This window comes from Enterobacter sp. MEB024, assembly GCF_030209635.1.
Lineage (GTDB): Bacteria > Pseudomonadota > Gammaproteobacteria > Enterobacterales > Enterobacteriaceae > Enterobacter > Enterobacter ludwigii.
Map to the genome: position 1 here is coordinate 48,083 of NZ_JARVRQ010000008.1, position 18,517 is coordinate 66,599.

The window sequence follows — 18,517 nt, forward strand, 5'->3', positions numbered from 1 at the left end:
TCATGATTTTAGGACACATTTCGCAGCCAAATCCGTGTCGCCTGCCGCGGGCGATAGAGAAAGCGCTCGATTTTCTGCGCACCACGGATTTCACGGCGCTGGCACCTGGCGTGGTGGACATTGACGGACGTAACATCTTTGCTCAGGTGCTCGACCTCACCACCCGGACGTGGGATGAGAACCGTCCCGAAGTGCACCGTCGCTATCTGGACATTCAGTTTCTGGCATGGGGTGAAGAGAAAATCGGTGTCGCCATTGATACCGGTAATAACGAAATAAGCGAATCACTGCTGGAACAGCGGGATATTATGTTTTATCACGGCAGCGAAAATGAATCATTTATAGAAATGACGCCCGGCACGTACGCCATATTTTTCCCGCAGGATGTTCACCGTCCTGCCTGCATTAGAAATAAGATATCGGCAATTCGTAAAATTGTGGTGAAAGTAGCAATCAGCGAAATAGATTAATTTTCTGAACTCTATTGGGAATGCGAAATGACTAACACCGGTTTTATAATTGGTGCGTACCCCTGCGCACCCTCGTTTCATCAGCAAGGGGAACAAGAAGAGCGGGACTTCTGGCGAGCGCTTTCCGACACGCCAGATATTCGCGGGCTGGAGCAACCGTGTCTTGAGGATCTCCATCCGTTGGGTGACGAATGGCTGTTCCGCCATACGCCGGGGGACTGGCAAATAGTGGTTACCGCGGTGATGGAAACCATGCGCCGCCGCGGCACAAATGGCGCGTTTGGCCTGGCCTCTGCCGATGAAGAACAGCGCAAAGCCTGCGTTGACTATTACCGCCATCTGCTGCGAAAGATTGATGCCATCAATACTCGCTTTCCAGGCAAAATTATCGCCCTGGAGATGCAGGCCGCGCCGCAGGCGGGAAACCCGTCTGTTGAACAAGCTACCGCTGCGTTTTCCCGTTCTATACGTGAAATCACCTCATGGGACTGGTCATGCGACCTGGTGCTTGAACACTGCGATGCCATGACCGGCCCCGCGCCACGCAAGGGGTTTTTGCCCTTAGCGCAGGTGCTTGAGGTGGTGAAAGAAACGGATATCAGCGTATGCATTAACTGGGCGCGGTCGGCTATAGAAGGACGCAATACCACGCTGCCGCCTGAACATGTTAAAGCTGCACTTGAGGCCGGGAAGCTGGGCGCACTGATGTTCTCCGGGACCTCCGTTCGCGGAGCGTACGGCGAATGGCAGGATCTGCACGCGCCATTTTCCCCGTTCTGCGCCGACAGTTTAATGACCACCGAACAGGTAAAAGCACTTTTTACTGCGGCGAGCGCCGCAACATTGAAATTCTCCGGTATTAAATTACTGGAAATAAATGCTAATGCTAACGTCAGTCATCGCATCGCTATTTTGCGCGACGGCATTAGTGAAATGAAAAAAGCAACGCAATAACAATAAAAATCTTATTCCGGTTACATTCACTGAGATATTAAATATGAATATTTCTACTCATGCTCTACAAGCGGATATTCCGCGTCAGCGCTGGTTAAGAATCATTCCGCCTATTCTTATCGCCTGTATTATTTCATATATGGACCGCGTGAATATCGCATTTGCGATGCCAGGCGGTATGGATGAAGAGTTAGGTATCTCTGCCACCATGGCAGGCCTGGCGGGTGGGATCTTCTTTATCGGTTATCTGTTCCTGCAGGTGCCCGGCGGCAAGATTGCCGTGCATGGCAGCGGTAAGAAGTTTATTGGCTGGTCGCTGGTTGCCTGGGCGGTGATTTCGGTCCTGACCGGCGTTGTGACCAACCAGTATCAACTGTTGGCACTGCGCTTCTTACTCGGTGTGGCAGAAGGCGGGATGCTGCCTGTGGTGCTCACGATGATCAGTAACTGGTTCCCGGATGCCGAACGCGGCCGCGCCAATGCGATTGTCATCATGTTTGTTCCCATTGCGGGGATCATCACCGCGCCCCTGTCGGGCTGGATTATCACCGCACTCGACTGGCGCTGGCTGTTCATCATTGAAGGGCTGATGTCCATTGTGGTGCTGGTGCTCTGGGTATTCACCGTCTACGACCGCCCGCAGGAGGCTCGCTGGATCTCCGAGGCCGAGAAAAATTATCTGATACAAACGCTGGCCGCAGAACAGCAGGCTATTGCCGGAAAAGCGGTGAAAAATGCCTCGCTGAGTGCGGTTCTGTCCGACAAAACCATGTGGCAGCTGATTGCCCTGAACTTCTTCTACCAGACCGGGATTTACGGTTACACCCTCTGGCTGCCGACCATTCTCAAAGAGCTGACGCATACCAGCATCGGCCAGGTGGGAATGCTCGCCATCCTGCCTTATGTCGGCGCCATTGCGGGCATGTTCCTGTTCTCCTCACTGTCTGACCGTACCGGCAAGCGCAAGCTGTTCGTCTCCCTGCCGCTGATTGGCTTCGCGCTCTGCATGTTCCTCTCCGTGGCGTTGAAAGAGAACATCTGGCTGGCCTATGCCGCGCTGGTGGGCTGTGGCTTCTTCCTGCAGTCCGCTGCGGGTGTGTTCTGGACGATTCCGGCGCGCCTGTTCAGCGCAGAGATGGCCGGTGGCGCTCGCGGCGTGATTAACGCCCTGGGTAACCTCGGTGGGTTCTGCGGCCCTTACGCGGTGGGCGTGCTGATCACCCTCTACAGCAAAGATGCCGGGGTGTACTGCCTCGCGGTTTCGCTGGCGCTGGCCTCGCTGCTCGCCCTGATGCTACCGGCGAAATGCGATGCCGGAGCGGAACCCAACCCCGGCGTGAACCCGCATAAGCACGCAGCCTGATCCCCCGCCCTCTCCTGAAGAGAGGGCGTAAGACAAGAGAGTCAACGATGAGTGAAAAAGAGCCCTTCTGGCTGGGTATCGATTGTGGCGGAACGTATCTGAAAGCCGGTCTGTACACCCGCCAGGGCCAGGAAGTCTGTATTGAGCGCCGCGCGGTTGCCACACTCAGCCCACACGCAGGCCACGCTGAGCGGGATATGCACCAACTCTGGCAGCAGTGCCACACCACCGTCGCCCTGCTGCTTAAAAATGCCGACATTGGCGGCGCACAAATCAAAGGCGTCGGGATATCGGCACAGGGTAAAGGACTGTTTTTACTGGACAAGCATGACCAGCCGCTCGGCAACGCCATCCTCTCCTCTGACCGCCGGGCGCTGGAGATTGTACAGCGCTGGCAGCAGGACGGTATTCCTGAAAAGCTTTATCCGCATACGCGCCAGACGCTATGGACGGGACATCCCGCCTCCCTCCTGCGCTGGGTGAAAGAGAATGAACCGCACCGTTATCAGCAGATTGGCTGTGTGATGATGGCGCACGACTACCTGCGCTGGTGCCTCACCGGCGTTAAAGGGTGTGAAGAGAGCAACATCTCTGAATCCAATCTCTACAACATGAACACCGGGCAGTACGATCCGCAGCTCACACGCTGGCTCGGCATCGATGAAATTGACGGCGCACTGCCGCCGATCGTCGGTTCAGCAGAAATGTGCGGGGAAATCACCGCTCAGGCCGCCGCCCTGACCGGTCTCGCAGCGGGTACACCCGTTGTGGGGGGGCTGTTTGATGTGGTTTCCACCGCGATCTGCGCCGGGTTACATGACGACAGCACGCTCAACGCCGTGATGGGCACCTGGGCTGTCACCAGCGGGATCGCCAACGGTATAGGCCATAACGAGCCGTATCCCTATGTGTATGGGCGCTACGTTCATCCGCAGCACTACATCGTTCACGAAGCCAGCCCCACCTCGTCCGGTAACCTCGAATGGCTGACCACACAGTGGGGCGACATGTCATTCGATGCGATCAACCAGGCCGTGGCCAGCCTGCCGAAAGCCGAAAGCGATCTGCTCTTCCTGCCGTTCCTCTATGGCAGCAACGCCGGGCTGGAGATGACCTGCGGGTTTTACGGCATGCAGGCCCTGCACACCCGCGCGCATCTGTTGCAGGCGGTCTATGAAGGTGTGGTCTTCAGCCACATGACCCATCTTAACCGCATGCTAGCGCGCTTCACGCACGTGCAGACATTGCGCGTAACCGGCGGCCCTGCCCATTCGGATGTGTGGATGCAAATGCTCGCGGACGTCAGCGGTCTGGCAATAGAACTGCCGCAGGTCGAAGAGACCGGCTGTTCCGGCGCGGCGCTGGCCGCGCTGGTGGGTACCGGCGTTTATCCCGATTTCCGCACCGCGCAGCAGGCTGTCAGACATCACATTCGCGTCATCACACCCGACAAGCATGCCCATGCGGCCTACCAGCGCAAGTATCAGCGCTACCAGCTACTGATTTCAGCACTACAGGGCTATCACGCCCATGTTAAGGAGCACGACCTATGAGCCGACCATTACTGCAGCTGGCGCTCGACCATACCTCACTTCAGGCCGCACAGCGCGACGTCGAGCGGCTTGCGGATCACGTCGATATCATCGAAGCAGGCACCATTTTGTGTCTCACCGAAGGGCTTAATGCCGTGCGCGCACTGCGCCAGCAGTGTCCGAAAAAAACGATCGTGGCTGACTGGAAAGTGGCCGATGCCGGAGAAACGCTGGCTGAACAGGCGTTTGGCGCAGGCGCGAACTGGATGACCATCATCTGCGCCGCGCCGCTGGCAACCGTCGAGAAGGGTCACGAGGTGGCTCTGCGCTGCGGCGGGGAAATTCAGATGGAGCTGTTTGGTCACTGGACGCTGGATGATGCGCGTGAATGGCACCGTATCGGGGTCACACAGGCCATTTATCACCGTGGGCGCGACGCACAGGCCAGCGGCCAGCAGTGGGGCGAGGCGGATCTCGCCAGCATGAAAGCCCTCTCGGATATCGGCCTGCAGCTCTCGATCACCGGCGGCATTACCCCCGCCGACCTGCCGCTGTTTAAGCAGATCAATGTGAAAGCGTTTATTGCCGGACGGGCACTGACAGGCACTGCTAACCCACCGCAGGTGGCCCATGCATTCCATTCACACATCCGCGACATCTGGGGGGAGTCACCATGCGTCAGCATCCGTTAGGTATCTACGAAAAAGCGCTGCCGAAATCGCTCACCTGGCCAGAGCGCCTGGTGCTGGCAAAAAGCTGCGGATTTGATTTTGTCGAGATGTCGATTGATGAAACCGATGAGCGTCTGTCCCGCCTTGAGTGGAACACCGCGCAGCGCGCCTCTCTGGTTGAGGCGATGCTGGAAACCGGGGTCGCGATCCCGTCGATGTGTCTGTCAGCCCACCGCCGTTTCCCGTTTGGTAGCCGGGACGAGACCGTCCGCGAGCGCGCACGCGCCATCATGACCAAAGCCATCCGTCTGGCGCGCGATCTCGGTATTCGCACTATCCAGCTTGCCGGGTATGACGTCTATTATGAAGAACATGACGAAGGTACCCGGCAACGCTTTGCCGAAGGGCTGGCATGGGCCGTGGAGCAGGCCGCCGCCGCGCAGGTCATGCTGGCAGTGGAGATCATGGATACCGCGTTTATGAACTCCATCAGCAAATGGAAAAAGTGGGACGAAATGCTCGCTTCGCCATGGTTCAGCGTTTATCCGGACGTCGGCAACCTGAGCGCGTGGGGTAACGATGTGGCCGCCGAGCTGACGCTGGGCATCGATCGCATCGCCGCCATCCACCTGAAAGATACCCAGCCCGTGACTGAACAAAGCCCCGGACAGTTTCGTGACGTACCGTTCGGCGAGGGGTGCGTCGATTTCGTGGGCATATTTAACACGCTGAATCAGCTCAATTATCGCGGCGCATTTCTGATTGAAATGTGGACTGAAAAAGCCAAAGAGCCGGTACTGGAAATCATCCAGGCACGCCGCTGGATTGAAGCCCGGATGCAGGAAGGAGGAATGACATGTTAGAACAACTCAAAGCCGAGGTCCTGGCGGCAAACCTGGCGCTGCCCGCCCACCAGCTGGTGACTTTCACCTGGGGCAACGTCAGTGCGGTGGATCGTGAACGCGGCCTGATGGTGATTAAACCCTCCGGCGTGGAGTATGACGTGATGTCCGCAGAGGATATGGTGGTGGTGGACATTGCCACGGGTCAGGTGGTCGAGGGGGTTAAAAAAACCTCTTCCGACACGCCAACCCACCTGGCGCTGTATCGCCGTTACCCTGAAATTGGCGGCATTGTGCATACCCATTCCCGCCACGCCACTGTCTGGGCGCAGGCAGGGCAGGATTTACCGGCATGGGGTACCACGCACGCTGACTATTTTTATGGTGCGATCCCCTGCACGCGGTTGATGACCCCGGCTGAAATTGCGGGTGAATACGAATACCAGACCGGTGAAGTGATCATCAAAACCTTTGAGGAGCGCGACGTAAACCCGATGCAGATCCCGGCGGTGCTGGTGCATTCTCACGGCCCGTTCACCTGGGGAAAAAATGCGGCCGATGCGGTACATAACGCTGTGGTGCTGGAAGAGTGCGCCTTTATGGGGCTGTTTTCACGCCAGCTTGCGCCACAACTACCGACGATGCAGCAGGAACTGCTCGATAAACATTACCTGCGCAAGCATGGAGCAAATGCCTACTACGGGCAGTGATCACCCGGAATTAATATGCTCCTTACAGTACCGCCGTTTCCAGACGGCGGGCGTTAAGCCGGTATGCTTTGAAAATATCTGCCGGAAATACCCGACATCATTAAAACCGCAGCGGGTTGCCACTTCGGTCAGGGACGCGGAGTCGTTCAGCAACAGCTTTTCTGCCGCCCTGACGCGCTGGCGATGGATCGCCTCCGTCAGGGTTAAGTGAAAGGTCCGGCGAAATACGCGTCCCAGATAATCGGCATTGCAGTGCAAGGCTTTTGCCAGTTGCGATGTGGAAAGCGGCAGATGAAACTGCGTGCGAATAAGCTGTTTTGCCTTCCATGCCATGGCCGCGCCGGCTTCATCGGCTCTGTCTTCATAACCTGAGGAGATCGACACTTGCTGTAAAATCAGCAGCAAAATCATTTCCAGCGCCACGCTTCGCTGTAATTTTTCCTGCTCACTCAGGAATTGCCGGAATAGCGCAATCACATATTGAGCATCGCGCACGCAGCAATGTTGTTCAATGGCCACCGGAAAAGCATGTGGCAAAGGCGACGATTGTGCTTCGACCTCAAAATGCAGCCAGTAGAACCGCAGGTCCGCCGGGAAATCTTCTGTCCCCACGTGTCGACGCGCCGGCCAGAGCAGTAAGCTCTCTCCCGCTTTCACCTCAAAGAGCGTGTTTTCTTCCTGGATCGTTAATGTCCCTTTTTCAACGAAGATAATCTCCCACGAGGTTAATTTGCGCGCCGGATGCCGGCCCACGCCCCGGGAAATAAAGAGCCCACCATTTTGCACTTTAATCGGAAGCGCTATGGATAATTCAAGCATGGATATTCACCATTCCGCTCTGATTGCCATTAATATTCATCTTATGCTTTGATTATTAATGAATATCTTCCTGCCTTCCCGATCGAAATCACAAATTTATCATCAGGTCGGAATCGTCACCTTTTTATACTTTTCCCTTCCCTTGTTGGCCTGAGCGTTCGGTGCAGAATGAATGGGGTACCTTGCATAAATACGATAAAAATCGATTACCGAGGAGTTACCTCATGACTTCCACACCGATTACAGAATCACAGGTCGTACAAGGGGCAATGGATGACCGCCTGTCAGTCCGCGAAAAAATTGGCTACGGCCTGGGTGACGCGGGTGGCACGGTCATTACCTGCCTGATCATGAATTTTCTTACCTTCTTCTACACCGACGTTTTTGGTCTGACGCCTGCGCTCGTTGGCACGCTGTTTATTGCCCTGCGCGTGTTTGATGCCATTTCCGATCCGGTGATGGGGGTGATTGCCGACCGAACACAAAGCCGTTGGGGGCGTTTTCGCCCGTGGCAGCTGTGGGTGGCGCTTCCTGTCGGGGTTATCGGTGTACTGACCTTCACCGTGCCTGACGCCAGCATGGGGGTGAAAATCGCCTGGGCGTTTGGTACCTATCTGCTGTTGTCAGTGGGCTATACCGCCATCAACGTGCCCTACTGCGCGCTGATCAACACCATGACCACCCGCCACAGCGAGGTCATCTCCTGCCAGTCATGGCGCTTTGTGCTGTGCGGTGTGGCGGGCTTTTTGGTCTCTGTTGGCCTGCCGTGGCTGGTCGCAGCGCTGGGCGAGGGCAACGCCGCGCGAGGCTATCAGCTCGGCGTTGGGGTGTTGTGCGCCATCGCCGTGGTGATGTTCCTCTGCTGCTTCTTCTGGGTGCGTGAGCGCGTCCCGCTGGCGCTGATGGGCAAATTCACCTTACGCGAGCATCTGGCCGGCCTGCGCAACAACGATCAGCTCCTGCTGATGCTGGTGATGTCATTCCTGCTGATCAACGTCTTCAACATTCGTGGCGGCGGCTACATGTACTTCATCACCTACGTGCTCCAGGGCAGTACCGCTTATACCTCGCTGTTCTTCACGATGGTGACCTTTGCCGCCATTCTCGGCGCGGTGATCGTGAATCCCCTTTCTCGCCGGATTGATACCGTCAAACTCTATTACTACACCAACCTCGTGCTGGCCGCGCTCGCGGCGGGAATGTGGTTTCTGCCAGGCGGTCCGGCTCATCAGACGCTCTGGCTGATCGTTATTCTGAGTAACGGCGTCATTCTCGGTTTTACCCTGCCCCTGCACTTCTCGCTGATGGCATTTGCAGATGACTATGGTGAGTGGAAAAACGGGGTACGTTCATCTGGCATGAACTTCGCTTTTAATCTGTTTTTCATCAAGCTCGCCTGGGCGTCCAGCGCCGGGATCATCAGCCTGGTGTTTATCGCCGTCGCCTACCAGCCGGGCGCGGGCAACCAGACGCCAGCCTCGTTGCAGGGAATTACTGCGATGGAGACACTGCTCCCCGCCCTTTTCCACCTGCTGCTGGCGGTCTCAATCCGCTGGTGCAGACTCAACAATCCCATGATGTCGCGCATTGCCAGCGATCTGCGCCAGCGTCACGTATCGTCCTGAGGAGAATGACATGTCCATAATGGAAGCCGACCTGCACACACTGAACATCAACGACCCGTTTCTCGGCCAGTATCAGCGGCTGGTGCGTGATGTGGTGATCCCCTACCAGTGGGATGCGCTAAACGATCGCGTTACCGAAGCCGAACCGAGTCACGCCATCACCAACTTCCGCATTGCGGCTGGGCTGGAAAAAGGGGAGTTCTATGGGATGGTGTTTCAGGACAGCGACGTGGCGAAATGGCTGGAAGCCGTCGCGTGGTCGTTGTGCCAGAAGCCCGACCCGGAAAGTGAAAAAACCGCCGATGAGGTAATTGAGCTGATTGCGGCGGCACAGTGTGACGATGGCTATCTCAACACCTACTTTACGGTGAAAGCACCCGGCGAGCGCTGGACGAACCTTGCCGAATGCCACGAACTGTACTGCGCCGGACATATGATTGAAGCTGGCGTGGCCTATTTTCAGGGGACCGGAAAACGCCGTCTGCTGGATGTGGTATGCAAACTGGCGGACCATATCGACCGGGTCTTTGGCCCCGGCGAGGAGCAGCTTCACGGTTATCCGGGCCATCCGGAAATTGAGCTGGCGCTTATGCGGCTTTACGACGTCACTCAGGAACCGCGTTACCTGGCCCTTGTGAAATATTTTATCGACACGCGCGGCACGCAGCCTCATTTCTACGATATCGAATATGAGAAACGGGGCCGGACATCGCACTGGAACACGTACGGCCCGGCGTGGATGGTCAAGGACAAAGCCTATAGCCAGGCGCATCAACCGCTTGCCGAACAACACACCGCCATCGGCCACGCGGTTCGATTTGTCTATCTGATGGCGGGCATGGCGCATCTTGCTCGCCTGAGTCATGACGAGGGTAAACGCCAGGACTGCCTGCGGCTGTGGAATAACATGGCCCAGCGACAGCTCTATATTACCGGCGGGATCGGCTCGCAAAGCAGTGGCGAAGCCTTCAGCAGCGATTACGATTTGCCTAACGATACGGTATATGCCGAAAGCTGCGCCTCCATTGGCCTGATGATGTTTGCCCGCCGGATGCTGGAGATGGAAGCGGACAGCCAGTACGCCGACGTGATGGAGCGTGCCTTATACAACACGGTACTGGGCGGCATGGCGCTGGACGGTAAACATTTCTTCTATGTGAACCCGCTGGAGGTACACCCTAAAACACTGGCATTTAATCATGTCTACGACCACGTTAAGCCGGTTCGCCAGCGCTGGTTCGGCTGCGCCTGTTGCCCGCCCAATATCGCCCGCGTGCTCACTTCGCTGGGCCACTATCTCTATACCGTTCGTCAGGACGCGCTCTTTATCAACCTCTATGTGGGGAACGACGTCTCCATACCGGTAGATGAGGGCACCTTACAGCTACGGATTAGCGGTAATTATCCATGGCAGGAAGAGGTCAACATCGAGATCACCTCACCTGCCCCGGTGACCCACACGCTGGCACTACGTTTACCGGACTGGTGCGCAAGCCCGGCCGTGACACTGAACGGCGAAAGGGTCACGGGTGATGTCTCCCGGGGGTATCTGTACCTCACCCGCCGCTGGCAGGAGGGAGATACCCTTACGCTGACCTTACCCATGCCGGTCCGCCGCGTGTACGGTAACCCGCTGGTACGCCAGCAGGCCGGTAAAGTCGCGCTGCAGCGTGGCCCGCTGGTCTACTGCCTGGAAGAGGCCGACAATGGCGCGAACCTGCATAACCTCTCCCTGCCTGAGCAGAGCGAATTTCGGGTCTTTGAAGGAAAAGGGATCTTTGCGCACAAGATACTGATTCAGGCGGAGGGCATCGCGCGTCACGCTGATGAGGAAAGCACGCAGGCACTGTGGCAGTACGATCGCGCCCCGGTGCAGCGCCAGCCCCGGACGTTGACCTTTATTCCGTGGTTCAGCTGGGCAAACCGGGGAGAAGGGGAAATGCGGATTTGGGTGGATGAGGCCTGAAGACATCTGTCCTGTCAGCCTCACCCCAACCCTTTCCCACAGGCGCGGGAGATAAAAACCGAGGCCGGGTAGGCAATCGCCACCCGGCTTTAGATCAGAAACGCCAGGACATGCCGGTCATCAGCGCGAAACTGTCTTCGCGGTCGATCATCGGACTGTTCTTCACGTCGTCAGGTAACACGGTATAGACCGCGCTGGCGTTGATAAACAGATTCTGGGTTAACTGATATTTAGCCGCGAGACCCACATACGGCGTCCAGCTATCACCTGCGGTGTATTCATTGAGGCCTGAGCGGCGAGACTCATTGCCGGATACGCCGTAGTAGTAATCATTATAGCTTTCGTCGCTGTAGAAAATACCTACCGATGGCGTCAGCGTCAGACGTTCCATCCGAATCGGACGGAAGTATGAGATTTCACCGATCACGCCGCCGCTCTCATCCATCGCATCACCCGAGACCGCCACTTTCAGCGAGCCCCAGTGTTCATGGCGGTAGTACGCCCCGCCGAGAAACGCTGATGCTTTACGCTCATCGAGGTGTTTCATCTGAGCGTCGTCGTTATCTTCAGGATCAAATCGCAGTGGCATCCACGATGCGGTCATGCTGAATTCATTTTTTTCGTCTTTCCACAGGATCCATCCGCCGGTGGTCTGGCGAATATAAAACCGGTCGCCTTCATAGCTAATTAACGGTACCGCCGTGGTATTTTCGTTATATCCTTTATAAGGCGACTCATTAAATACAGCCCCCGCCCCAAGTGAAAAGTCACCAGCCATTGCAGATGATGTTGCAAATAACGTGGCTGCGATGAGTAAATTGTATTTAATAGTCATTACATGTAATCCATTTAGACGCCAAACAAGCGAGGCGAATAATAATGGTTACAAATTTGCCAATGCAACGCTGCAGTTTATATAATATTATATATAAAAACATATAGATGGGTGCGCATGATGAATAAGTTCCAGCTAAAACCACGCGAGTTAAAAATTATTTCCGTCATCGCAGCCACCCACAGTATTGGCGATGCCGCGGCCCTGCTGGGCATGGCACAGGCTAACGTCAGTAAATACCTTTCTGATTTTGAAACGCGTGTCGGTCTTAAGGTATTTGAGCGCACGACCCGTCAGCTGGCGCTAACCCAGTTTGGCGAAGCGTTACTCCCCTACATTGACGCCACGCTGGATAAAAATAGCCAGCTCATTAATTTCATTGCTGATTATAAGCACGAGAAGCGCGGAAAAGTGACCATTTACGCCCCAACGGGTATCGTGATGTATCTGGCGCGACACGTGATCCATCAGATTGAGGACATCGGTGATATCCGCATCTCGTTAAAAACGTACAACCTGGATCGTAATGAATATTCCGAAGGGGTCTCGTTCCCCGATGATTGCGATATTCTCATTACCTATGCTCAGCCGAAAGATGAAAGTCTGGTCGCCAGTGTGTTAACGAAATATTCCGTCACGGCGTTTGCCACTGAAGAATATTTGAAAAACCACCCCTTAACCGGACCTGAAGATTTAATTAATCACTCCTGTATTTTAATAGACTCGATGCTAGTGGATGAGGCGAACATCTGGCGTTTTCGCGTCCACGGCAATGAGACCGTATATGATTACAGAGTGACCGGAAATTATATTTGCGACAATACGCAGACGGCGCTGGAACTGGCACGAAATAATCTCGGTATTGTTTTTGCGCCGAAAGAAAGCCTGAAAAAAGAGCTTAAGAGTGGTTCTCTTGTTCCCTGCTTCCCCCATCAGGAAGAGTGGTGGCTCGACCTGACGGCGATATTCCGCAAACGTGAATACCAGCCCTGGCGCGTGCAGTACATTCTGGACGGCGTACTGAACTGCCTGCGTCAGCAAATTGCTCAGGCTGCCCAGGGGCAACCTGAGCTGGAGGGTTAGAACAGCCCCAGTGGTTTATCGGAATAACTCACCAGCAGGCATTTCGTCTGCTGGTAATGCTCCAGCATCATCTTGTGGGTTTCACGCCCGATGCCCGACTGCTTATAGCCTCCAAAGGCCGCGTGCGCCGGGTAAGCATGGTAGCAGTTGGTCCACACGCGCCCGGCCTGAATGCCCCGCCCCATTTTATAAGCCAGATTACCGTTGCGGCTCCAGACGCCAGCCCCGAGGCCATACGGCGTATCGTTAGCAATCTCCAGCGCCTCTTCCATCGTTTTGAAGGTGGTGACGGCCAGCACCGGTCCGAAAATTTCCTCCTGGAAGACGCGCATGTTGTTTTTGCCGAACAGGATCGTCGGCTCCAGGTAATACCCGTCCTGCAGATCGCCGCCCAGCATTTTACGCCGACCGCCGGTCAGGACATCCGCCCCTTCTTTCTTGCCGATATCAATGTAGTTGAGGATAGTGTCCATCTGCCCGTGCGAGACCTGCGCGCCCATCTGGGTCACGTTATCAAGCGGGTTACCGCTGCGGATAGACTCGACGCGGCGAATGGCTCGCTCCATAAAGCGCTCATAGATAGACTCCTGCACCAGCGCGCGGCTTGGGCAGGTACAGACTTCACCCTGGTTAAAAGCAAACAACGCAAAGCCTTCCAGGGCTTTATCGAAGAAGGCATCCTCTTCCTCCATGACGTCGGCGAAGAAAATGTTCGGCGATTTACCGCCCAGCTCCAGGGTCACTGGAATGATGTTCTGGGTCGCGTACTGCATGATCTGCTGACCCACTTCCGTCGACCCGGTAAACGCGACTTTGGCGATCCGTTTTGATGTCGCCAGATATTCCCCTATCTCACCCCCCGCCCCGTTCACCACGTTAATCACGCCTGGCGGGAGAAGGTCGCCAATGACTTCCATCAGCAGCAGGACTGACAGCGGGGTCAGGCGGGCCGGTTTGAGCACAATGCAGTTACCCGCCGCCAGCGCGGGCGCCATTTTCCAGCTCGCCATCAGCAATGGGAAGTTCCACGGAATGATCTGCCCCACCACGCCCAGCGGTTCGTGGAAGTGGTACGCCACGGTGTCGCTGTCTACCTCGCTAATTCCGCCCTCCTGAGCGCGAATACAGGAGGCAAAATAGCGGAAGTGGTCAATGGCCAGCGGCACGTCTGCCGCCATTGTTTCACGGATTGGCTTGCCGTTATCCCAGGTTTCCGCCGTTGCCAGCAGCTCCAGATTCTGTTCCATCCGGTCAGCGATTTTGAACAATATCGCCGCTCTGTCCTGAACAGAGGTATGCCCCCATTTGTCTTTGGCTTTGTGCGCGGCGTCCAGCGCCAGGTCGATATCCCCCTTGCCGGAGCTGGCTATTTCACACAGCGGCTGGCCGGTAACGGGCGTCAGATTGGAATAGTATTCGCCGCCGACGGGTGCAACCCAGTCGCCGCCGATAAAGTTTTCATAACGGGGCTTCAGCTTGAGGGGAAAACCATACTCGCCAGGCTGGATACGCGATGAGGGAGGATTGTTTGTCATGACCGTCTCCTTGCTGTTGGTGTACAACAAGGGTAGTTCCGGCTGGCGATTTTCTCGCCAGCCGGAAACGGTGTTTACGACGGGGGTCACGGAGTTTCAGGAAATAATAACGAATCCCGCAATAAATGATCGTTGCCACGACGACGGGTAAAGCCGATGCGGTTGAAATATTCCAGGATCTGAATCGCCAGCTTGCGTCCGACGTTCAGCCGATCGCGGAAATCTGCTGCGCAGGTCGTGCCTCGCGCCTGATCCAGCTCGCGGATCAGGTTAGCAAACGCCACAATGCGATCGTTACGGTAATAACGATCTTTCACGATCGCGACGATTAATCCCTGCTGCGCCGCATGGCGCAATACCTGGCGCATCACCTGTTCGTCAGTATTCGTTTCACGTGCGAGATCGCGAACCCACCACGGCTCGTCGCCAAACAGCGGGGCTACTTTCTGCCATATCGCCTCTTGCCCGGCGTTAAACCCGGCTTTGTGATCCGGCAGATGCAGCCAGCCATGGTGGCTTTTTATCAGCCCACTTTCGCGCATGTTTTCAATCAGCAGCAGCACCAGCGCATCGTTTTCCATCGGCAACGCCATGCGTCGCAGGCGTTCACGTCCCGGGCCGGGTTCATCCTGATGCTGTTCATGGTAAGTGGCGAGCGTGGTCAGTACCTTGCGCTGCCAGCATGCTGCGACCGGGGCATTCAGTAAATTGTTACCCGCCTGAATAAAACCGGGCTCCTGGGTCAGCAGGCGTAATCCTTCCGCGCTGAGCTGACGAGCCCATGCGAAATCGCTCAGATTGACGGCACCGCGCTCAAGATGAACAAGCAACGCGGCTTTATCATCCGCGGCCTGCGCCAGCGCTCCCAGCCATTGCAGATACTCCGGCTTGCGCTTGCCGCGACGCGGCGGGTTGAGCGCTACTACCCGCGCCCCGGCCAGCGTCTCCCGGGCCGAAATGTCACGCAGTACCAGACGGTCATTATCCGCGAGCCACAGTGGCGAATCGAAAACCAGTTCGGCAAGGTCGTTTTCCAGCAGTGACACGCGCCCGGTGATATGGCTGGCCGCGTGGTGGATATGCAGCGGCTGCCATTGGGTCAGCGGCACATGCGTCTGCAGGGCGACGATCGCCCGCTCAGAAGGCTCTGGCGGTACACCGGCCAGCAGCCAGTCGCCACGGTTAAGCTTCTCTTTTTCCGCATCGCCCGCAATATTGAGCGCGATCCGCTGCCCGGCATGGGCATGCTCTACGGGCTGGTTCTGCGCATGCAAACCGCGCACTCGCATCGGGGCGTTGGCACCCGTGAGCCATAAGGTATCGCCCACGTTCACTTCACCGCTCAGCGCGGTACCGGTGACCACCAGCCCCGCGCCTTTAACGGTAAAGGCCCGGTCGATCGCCAGACGGAAACGATGATGGCTGGCATGCTCGCGTGAAGTAAGCTGCTGCAAATGGTGGCGAAGTTCGTCAATACCGCGCCCTTCTGTCGCCACGGTGACGAACAATGGCGCATCGGCAAATCCATACTCCCGCAAGGTCGCCTGCACGGTTTCACGCACCGCGTTGAGTCGCGCCTCATCGACGCGGTCAGCTTTGGTCAGCGCAACGGTCAGCTGCGGGTTGCCCGTCAGCTGTAAAATTGCCAGATGTTCACGCGTTTGCGCCATCACGCCGTCATCACAGGCCACCACCAGCAGAGCATGATCGATGCCACCGACGCCCGCCAGCATGTTAGAAAGAAACTTCTCATGTCCCGGTACATCAATAAAACCCAGCACCCGGCCATCAGGCTGAGGCCAGTAGGCATAGCCCAGATCGATGGTCATGCCGCGTTTTTTCTCTTCCGGCAGACGATCGGCATTCACCCCGGTCAGGGCCTGTAATAAGGTGGTTTTTCCGTGGTCGACGTGACCGGCGGTGGCAATAATCATTTCAACAGCATCTCCAGAAATCGCGCTTCATCTTCAAGACAGCGTAGATCCAGCCACATTCGGCCATCGTAAATGCGCCCGATAACCGGTGCTGGCAAGGCACGCCAGCGCGCCGACAAAGCGTCAAGCTGGCTGCCGCGCCCGTCACGGGGTGTAAACGTGAGCGCCGCGCTGGGCAGCCTGTCCACCGGCAGTGAACCGCTGCCGATCTGCGACTGACAAGCTTCAAGGCGCACGTCAAAATCGGGGTAGTGCGGCGCAACGTGTGGCAAGAGCAGCTCACCCTGGGCGCGAATTGAGGCGGCATCACGGGCCAGCAGGCGCAGCGTGGGCAGACGTTCAGCCAGTTTTTCCGGGTGGAGATAAAGGCGCAGCGTCGCTTCCAGCGCAGCAAGCGTCATTTTATCGGCTCGCAATGCACGCTTGAGCGGGTGCTGCTGCAGCTTCGCAATAAGCGCACGTTTACCCACGATAATCCCCGCCTGCGGTCCGCCAAGCAGTTTGTCGCCGGAGAAACTCACGAGACTGACGCCCGCCGCAATCATCTCCTGCGGCATGGGCTCTTTTGGCAGACCGTACTGGCTCAGATCGACCAGCGAACCGCTACCGAGGTCGGCCACCACCGGCACACCCAGCTCACGGCCCAGCTCCGCCAGCTCCGCCTCTTCAACGGTTTTGGTGAATCCGGCTATCTGATAATTACTGGTGTGAACCTTCATCAGCAGCCCGGTATTTTCATTCACTGCCGCGCGATAATCTTTTGCATGCGTGCGGTTGGTGGTGCCCACTTCATGCAGGGTACAGCCCGCCTGGCGCATAACATCCGGAATGCGAAACGCACCGCCAATCTCGACCAGCTCGCCACGGGAAACCACCACCTCTTTACCGCTGGCGGTCGCTGCCAGCATTAACAGTACCGCCGCCGCGTTGTTATTCACGATGCAGGCATCTTCCGCGCCGGTCAGCTCGCAGAGCAGGTCCGCCAGCGCCCGATCGCGATGTCCGCGCCCTGCGCCGTCCAGATCGTACTCAAGCGTCACGGGGGAACGCATGGCCTGCACGACCGCGGCGACGGCCTCTTCTGCCTGTTGAGCGCGACCAAGGTTGGTGTGCAGCACGGTTCCCGTCAGGTTGATGACCGGGCGTAATGCGCTTTGTGCTTTCTCCTCGAGCCTCAGTTCCACTTCCTGCCCCCACGCCGCACACCAGTCCGGCAATGCATTTTCTGTCTGAATATGGCTGCGGGCTTCGTCCTGAAGCAGACGTAATATTTCAACCGTCGCAGTATGGCCGAACCGCGCAACGGCAGCATGCACGCGCGGCTCGCGAAGAAGACGGTCGGTTGCAGGGATCTGGCTGTACAGGGAGTGATGAGTTGTCATGAAAGCGCCTGGCGAGTAAATATCATCCCCCCTCCCGACGGGAGAGGGAGTCAACATAAGAAGGGATTGTACCGCCTCCTGCTGCGAAGTGTTATAACCCGCATCAAGCCTTTGGCGGTTCGGTACGGGCAAAGCTCTCGCGCTGAAAGAGCGTTTCTGCAAGCTTCACCAGCAATGGACGGTCGACGCACCAGCCGGGGGAAACGTGGCGGAAATTGAGATAACCGATGGCGCAGGCAATGGCTATCGTTGCCAGGTTCAGGCTATCGGGTTGAATTTTTCCCTCCCGGATAAGCTGTTCGCACCAGTCCAGGCTGCGGCTGATTTTTTCACGCTGGCGTAACAGTTCCGTTTCAGACTGCTGGGCGGCGGGTCTTGCCTGCTCGCGTACGGACGTTAACGCCGCATCCATAATACCGTCGGCCAGCGCTTCAATTTGCTTCATTGCCAGCGCCGCGTTTGGATCGGCCGGTAACATCGCCGGGGCCACGCCGAGCAGCTCGATGTACTCCGCAATAATGGGGGAATCAAACCAGTACTGGCCTTCGTCTGTTACCAGCGCCGGCACTTTTCCCAGCGGGTTGTACTGCGCCACACCGTTTTCAGCGTGATAAGGCTGTTCATTGACGAACTCGAATTCAATCCCTTTCTCCAGCAGGAGAATCGAGATTTTTCGCACGAAGGGACTGGTGTAGCTGCCGATAAGTTTCATTGCCTGATCCTTGATGCCGAAAAAAGTCAGTATGGATCAAGCGATGAAAAAAGGGCAGGTATGCGTGTCGCATTCCTGCCCTGA

Annotated in this window: 16 protein-coding genes; 10 read left to right on the forward strand and 6 right to left on the reverse strand. The window is 56.7% G+C overall.

Annotated features, from left to right (window positions below; translation table 11 throughout):
* Positions 1–2 precede the first annotated feature (2 nt).
* From QRN24_RS14715 to araD, 7 genes are read left to right on the forward strand one after another with little or no spacing between them, the layout of a single operon-like run.
* Positions 3–470, forward strand: coding sequence for a YhcH/YjgK/YiaL family protein (locus QRN24_RS14715; protein WP_284942842.1), 468 nt, complete (start codon positions 3–5; stop codon positions 468–470).
* A 27-nt stretch (positions 471–497) separates the two neighbouring features.
* On the forward strand, positions 498–1,424 hold the full coding sequence (locus QRN24_RS14720; RefSeq protein ID WP_284942843.1) for a DUF4862 family protein: 927 nt from the start codon (positions 498–500) through the stop codon (positions 1,422–1,424).
* A gap of 43 nt (positions 1,425–1,467) precedes the next feature.
* Positions 1,468–2,787 carry an MFS transporter gene (locus QRN24_RS14725; protein ID WP_014168105.1) on the forward strand — a complete coding sequence of 440 codons (1,320 nt, stop codon included), beginning with the start codon at positions 1,468–1,470 and terminating at the stop codon, positions 2,785–2,787.
* A 47-nt stretch (positions 2,788–2,834) separates the two neighbouring features.
* The gene (locus QRN24_RS14730) at positions 2,835–4,340 is read left to right on the forward strand and encodes an FGGY-family carbohydrate kinase (protein WP_284942844.1); all 1,506 of its coding nucleotides are present in this window, start codon (positions 2,835–2,837) and stop codon (positions 4,338–4,340) included.
* Complete coding sequence (gene ulaD / locus QRN24_RS14735; protein WP_040018411.1) at positions 4,337–5,011, forward strand: 3-keto-L-gulonate-6-phosphate decarboxylase UlaD; 675 nt, start codon at positions 4,337–4,339, stop codon at positions 5,009–5,011. Before QRN24_RS14730 ends, ulaD begins: the two co-directional genes overlap by 4 nt.
* Positions 4,993–5,853 (forward strand): L-ribulose-5-phosphate 3-epimerase, encoded by an 861-nt coding sequence (locus tag QRN24_RS14740; RefSeq protein ID WP_025206440.1) that lies wholly within the window; start codon positions 4,993–4,995, stop codon positions 5,851–5,853. The genes ulaD and QRN24_RS14740 overlap by 19 nt, the downstream gene beginning before the upstream one ends.
* Positions 5,847–6,542: an L-ribulose-5-phosphate 4-epimerase gene (gene araD, locus QRN24_RS14745; RefSeq protein ID WP_284942845.1), complete on the forward strand. Its 696-nt coding sequence runs from the start codon at positions 5,847–5,849 to the stop codon at positions 6,540–6,542. Before QRN24_RS14740 ends, araD begins: the two co-directional genes overlap by 7 nt.
* On the opposite strand, the gene QRN24_RS14750 is transcribed toward araD, so the two are convergent.
* On the reverse strand, positions 6,543–7,361 hold the full coding sequence (locus QRN24_RS14750; RefSeq protein ID WP_025206441.1) for a helix-turn-helix domain-containing protein: 819 nt from the start codon (positions 7,359–7,361) through the stop codon (positions 6,543–6,545).
* A gap of 224 nt (positions 7,362–7,585) precedes the next feature.
* Here QRN24_RS14750 and QRN24_RS14755 point away from each other — a divergent pair, with 224 nt between their 5' ends.
* Positions 7,586–8,986: an MFS transporter gene (locus QRN24_RS14755; protein ID WP_151887198.1), complete on the forward strand. Its 1,401-nt coding sequence runs from the start codon at positions 7,586–7,588 to the stop codon at positions 8,984–8,986.
* Between the two features lie 10 nt (positions 8,987–8,996).
* Complete coding sequence (locus QRN24_RS14760; protein WP_284942846.1) at positions 8,997–10,952, forward strand: glycoside hydrolase family 127 protein; 1,956 nt, start codon at positions 8,997–8,999, stop codon at positions 10,950–10,952.
* A 94-nt stretch (positions 10,953–11,046) separates the two neighbouring features.
* On the opposite strand, the gene QRN24_RS14765 is transcribed toward QRN24_RS14760, so the two are convergent.
* Positions 11,047–11,787: a MipA/OmpV family protein gene (locus QRN24_RS14765; RefSeq protein ID WP_032679997.1), complete on the reverse strand. Its 741-nt coding sequence runs from the start codon at positions 11,785–11,787 to the stop codon at positions 11,047–11,049.
* A gap of 117 nt (positions 11,788–11,904) precedes the next feature.
* Between QRN24_RS14765 and QRN24_RS14770 the strand changes: the two genes are divergently transcribed.
* A complete protein-coding gene (locus QRN24_RS14770; RefSeq protein WP_284942847.1) occupies positions 11,905–12,870 on the forward strand; it encodes a LysR family transcriptional regulator in 966 nt (321 codons plus the stop codon).
* On the opposite strand, the gene exaC is transcribed toward QRN24_RS14770, so the two are convergent.
* The 4 genes from exaC to QRN24_RS14790 form a co-directional block, all read right to left on the reverse strand.
* Positions 12,867–14,405, reverse strand: a complete 1,539-nt coding sequence (gene exaC / locus QRN24_RS14775) for an acetaldehyde dehydrogenase ExaC (protein ID WP_020882663.1) — start codon at positions 14,403–14,405, stop codon at positions 12,867–12,869. The genes QRN24_RS14770 and exaC overlap by 4 nt on opposite strands.
* An 86-nt stretch (positions 14,406–14,491) precedes the next feature.
* The gene (gene selB / locus QRN24_RS14780) at positions 14,492–16,339 is read right to left on the reverse strand and encodes a selenocysteine-specific translation elongation factor (protein ID WP_223398575.1); all 1,848 of its coding nucleotides are present in this window, start codon (positions 16,337–16,339) and stop codon (positions 14,492–14,494) included.
* The gene (selA, locus tag QRN24_RS14785) at positions 16,336–17,721 is read right to left on the reverse strand and encodes an L-seryl-tRNA(Sec) selenium transferase (protein WP_032679999.1); all 1,386 of its coding nucleotides are present in this window, start codon (positions 17,719–17,721) and stop codon (positions 16,336–16,338) included. The genes selB and selA overlap by 4 nt, the downstream gene beginning before the upstream one ends.
* A gap of 103 nt (positions 17,722–17,824) precedes the next feature.
* Positions 17,825–18,433 carry a glutathione S-transferase gene (locus QRN24_RS14790; protein ID WP_014168092.1) on the reverse strand — a complete coding sequence of 203 codons (609 nt, stop codon included), beginning with the start codon at positions 18,431–18,433 and terminating at the stop codon, positions 17,825–17,827.
* Between the last annotated feature and the right edge of the window lie 84 nt (positions 18,434–18,517).

Bases quoted from the DNA above. Each gene is read 5' to 3' on its own strand.
- QRN24_RS14715 (WP_284942842.1), top strand. From the start codon at position 3: ATGATTTTAGGACACATTTCGCAGCCAAATCCGTGTCGCCTGCCGCGG.
- QRN24_RS14720 (WP_284942843.1), top strand. From the start codon at position 498: ATGACTAACACCGGTTTTATAATTGGTGCGTACCCCTGCGCACCCTCG.
- QRN24_RS14725 (WP_014168105.1), top strand. From the start codon at position 1,468: ATGAATATTTCTACTCATGCTCTACAAGCGGATATTCCGCGTCAGCGC.
- QRN24_RS14730 (WP_284942844.1), top strand. From the start codon at position 2,835: ATGAGTGAAAAAGAGCCCTTCTGGCTGGGTATCGATTGTGGCGGAACG.
- ulaD (WP_040018411.1), top strand. From the start codon at position 4,337: ATGAGCCGACCATTACTGCAGCTGGCGCTCGACCATACCTCACTTCAG.
- QRN24_RS14740 (WP_025206440.1), top strand. From the start codon at position 4,993: ATGCGTCAGCATCCGTTAGGTATCTACGAAAAAGCGCTGCCGAAATCG.
- araD (WP_284942845.1), top strand. From the start codon at position 5,847: ATGTTAGAACAACTCAAAGCCGAGGTCCTGGCGGCAAACCTGGCGCTG.
- QRN24_RS14750 (WP_025206441.1), bottom strand. From the start codon at position 7,361: ATGCTTGAATTATCCATAGCGCTTCCGATTAAAGTGCAAAATGGTGGG.
- QRN24_RS14755 (WP_151887198.1), top strand. From the start codon at position 7,586: ATGACTTCCACACCGATTACAGAATCACAGGTCGTACAAGGGGCAATG.
- QRN24_RS14760 (WP_284942846.1), top strand. From the start codon at position 8,997: ATGTCCATAATGGAAGCCGACCTGCACACACTGAACATCAACGACCCG.
- QRN24_RS14765 (WP_032679997.1), bottom strand. From the start codon at position 11,787: ATGACTATTAAATACAATTTACTCATCGCAGCCACGTTATTTGCAACA.
- QRN24_RS14770 (WP_284942847.1), top strand. From the start codon at position 11,905: ATGATGAATAAGTTCCAGCTAAAACCACGCGAGTTAAAAATTATTTCC.
- exaC (WP_020882663.1), bottom strand. From the start codon at position 14,405: ATGACAAACAATCCTCCCTCATCGCGTATCCAGCCTGGCGAGTATGGT.
- selB (WP_223398575.1), bottom strand. From the start codon at position 16,339: ATGATTATTGCCACCGCCGGTCACGTCGACCACGGAAAAACCACCTTA.
- selA (WP_032679999.1), bottom strand. From the start codon at position 17,721: ATGACAACTCATCACTCCCTGTACAGCCAGATCCCTGCAACCGACCGT.
- QRN24_RS14790 (WP_014168092.1), bottom strand. From the start codon at position 18,433: ATGAAACTTATCGGCAGCTACACCAGTCCCTTCGTGCGAAAAATCTCG.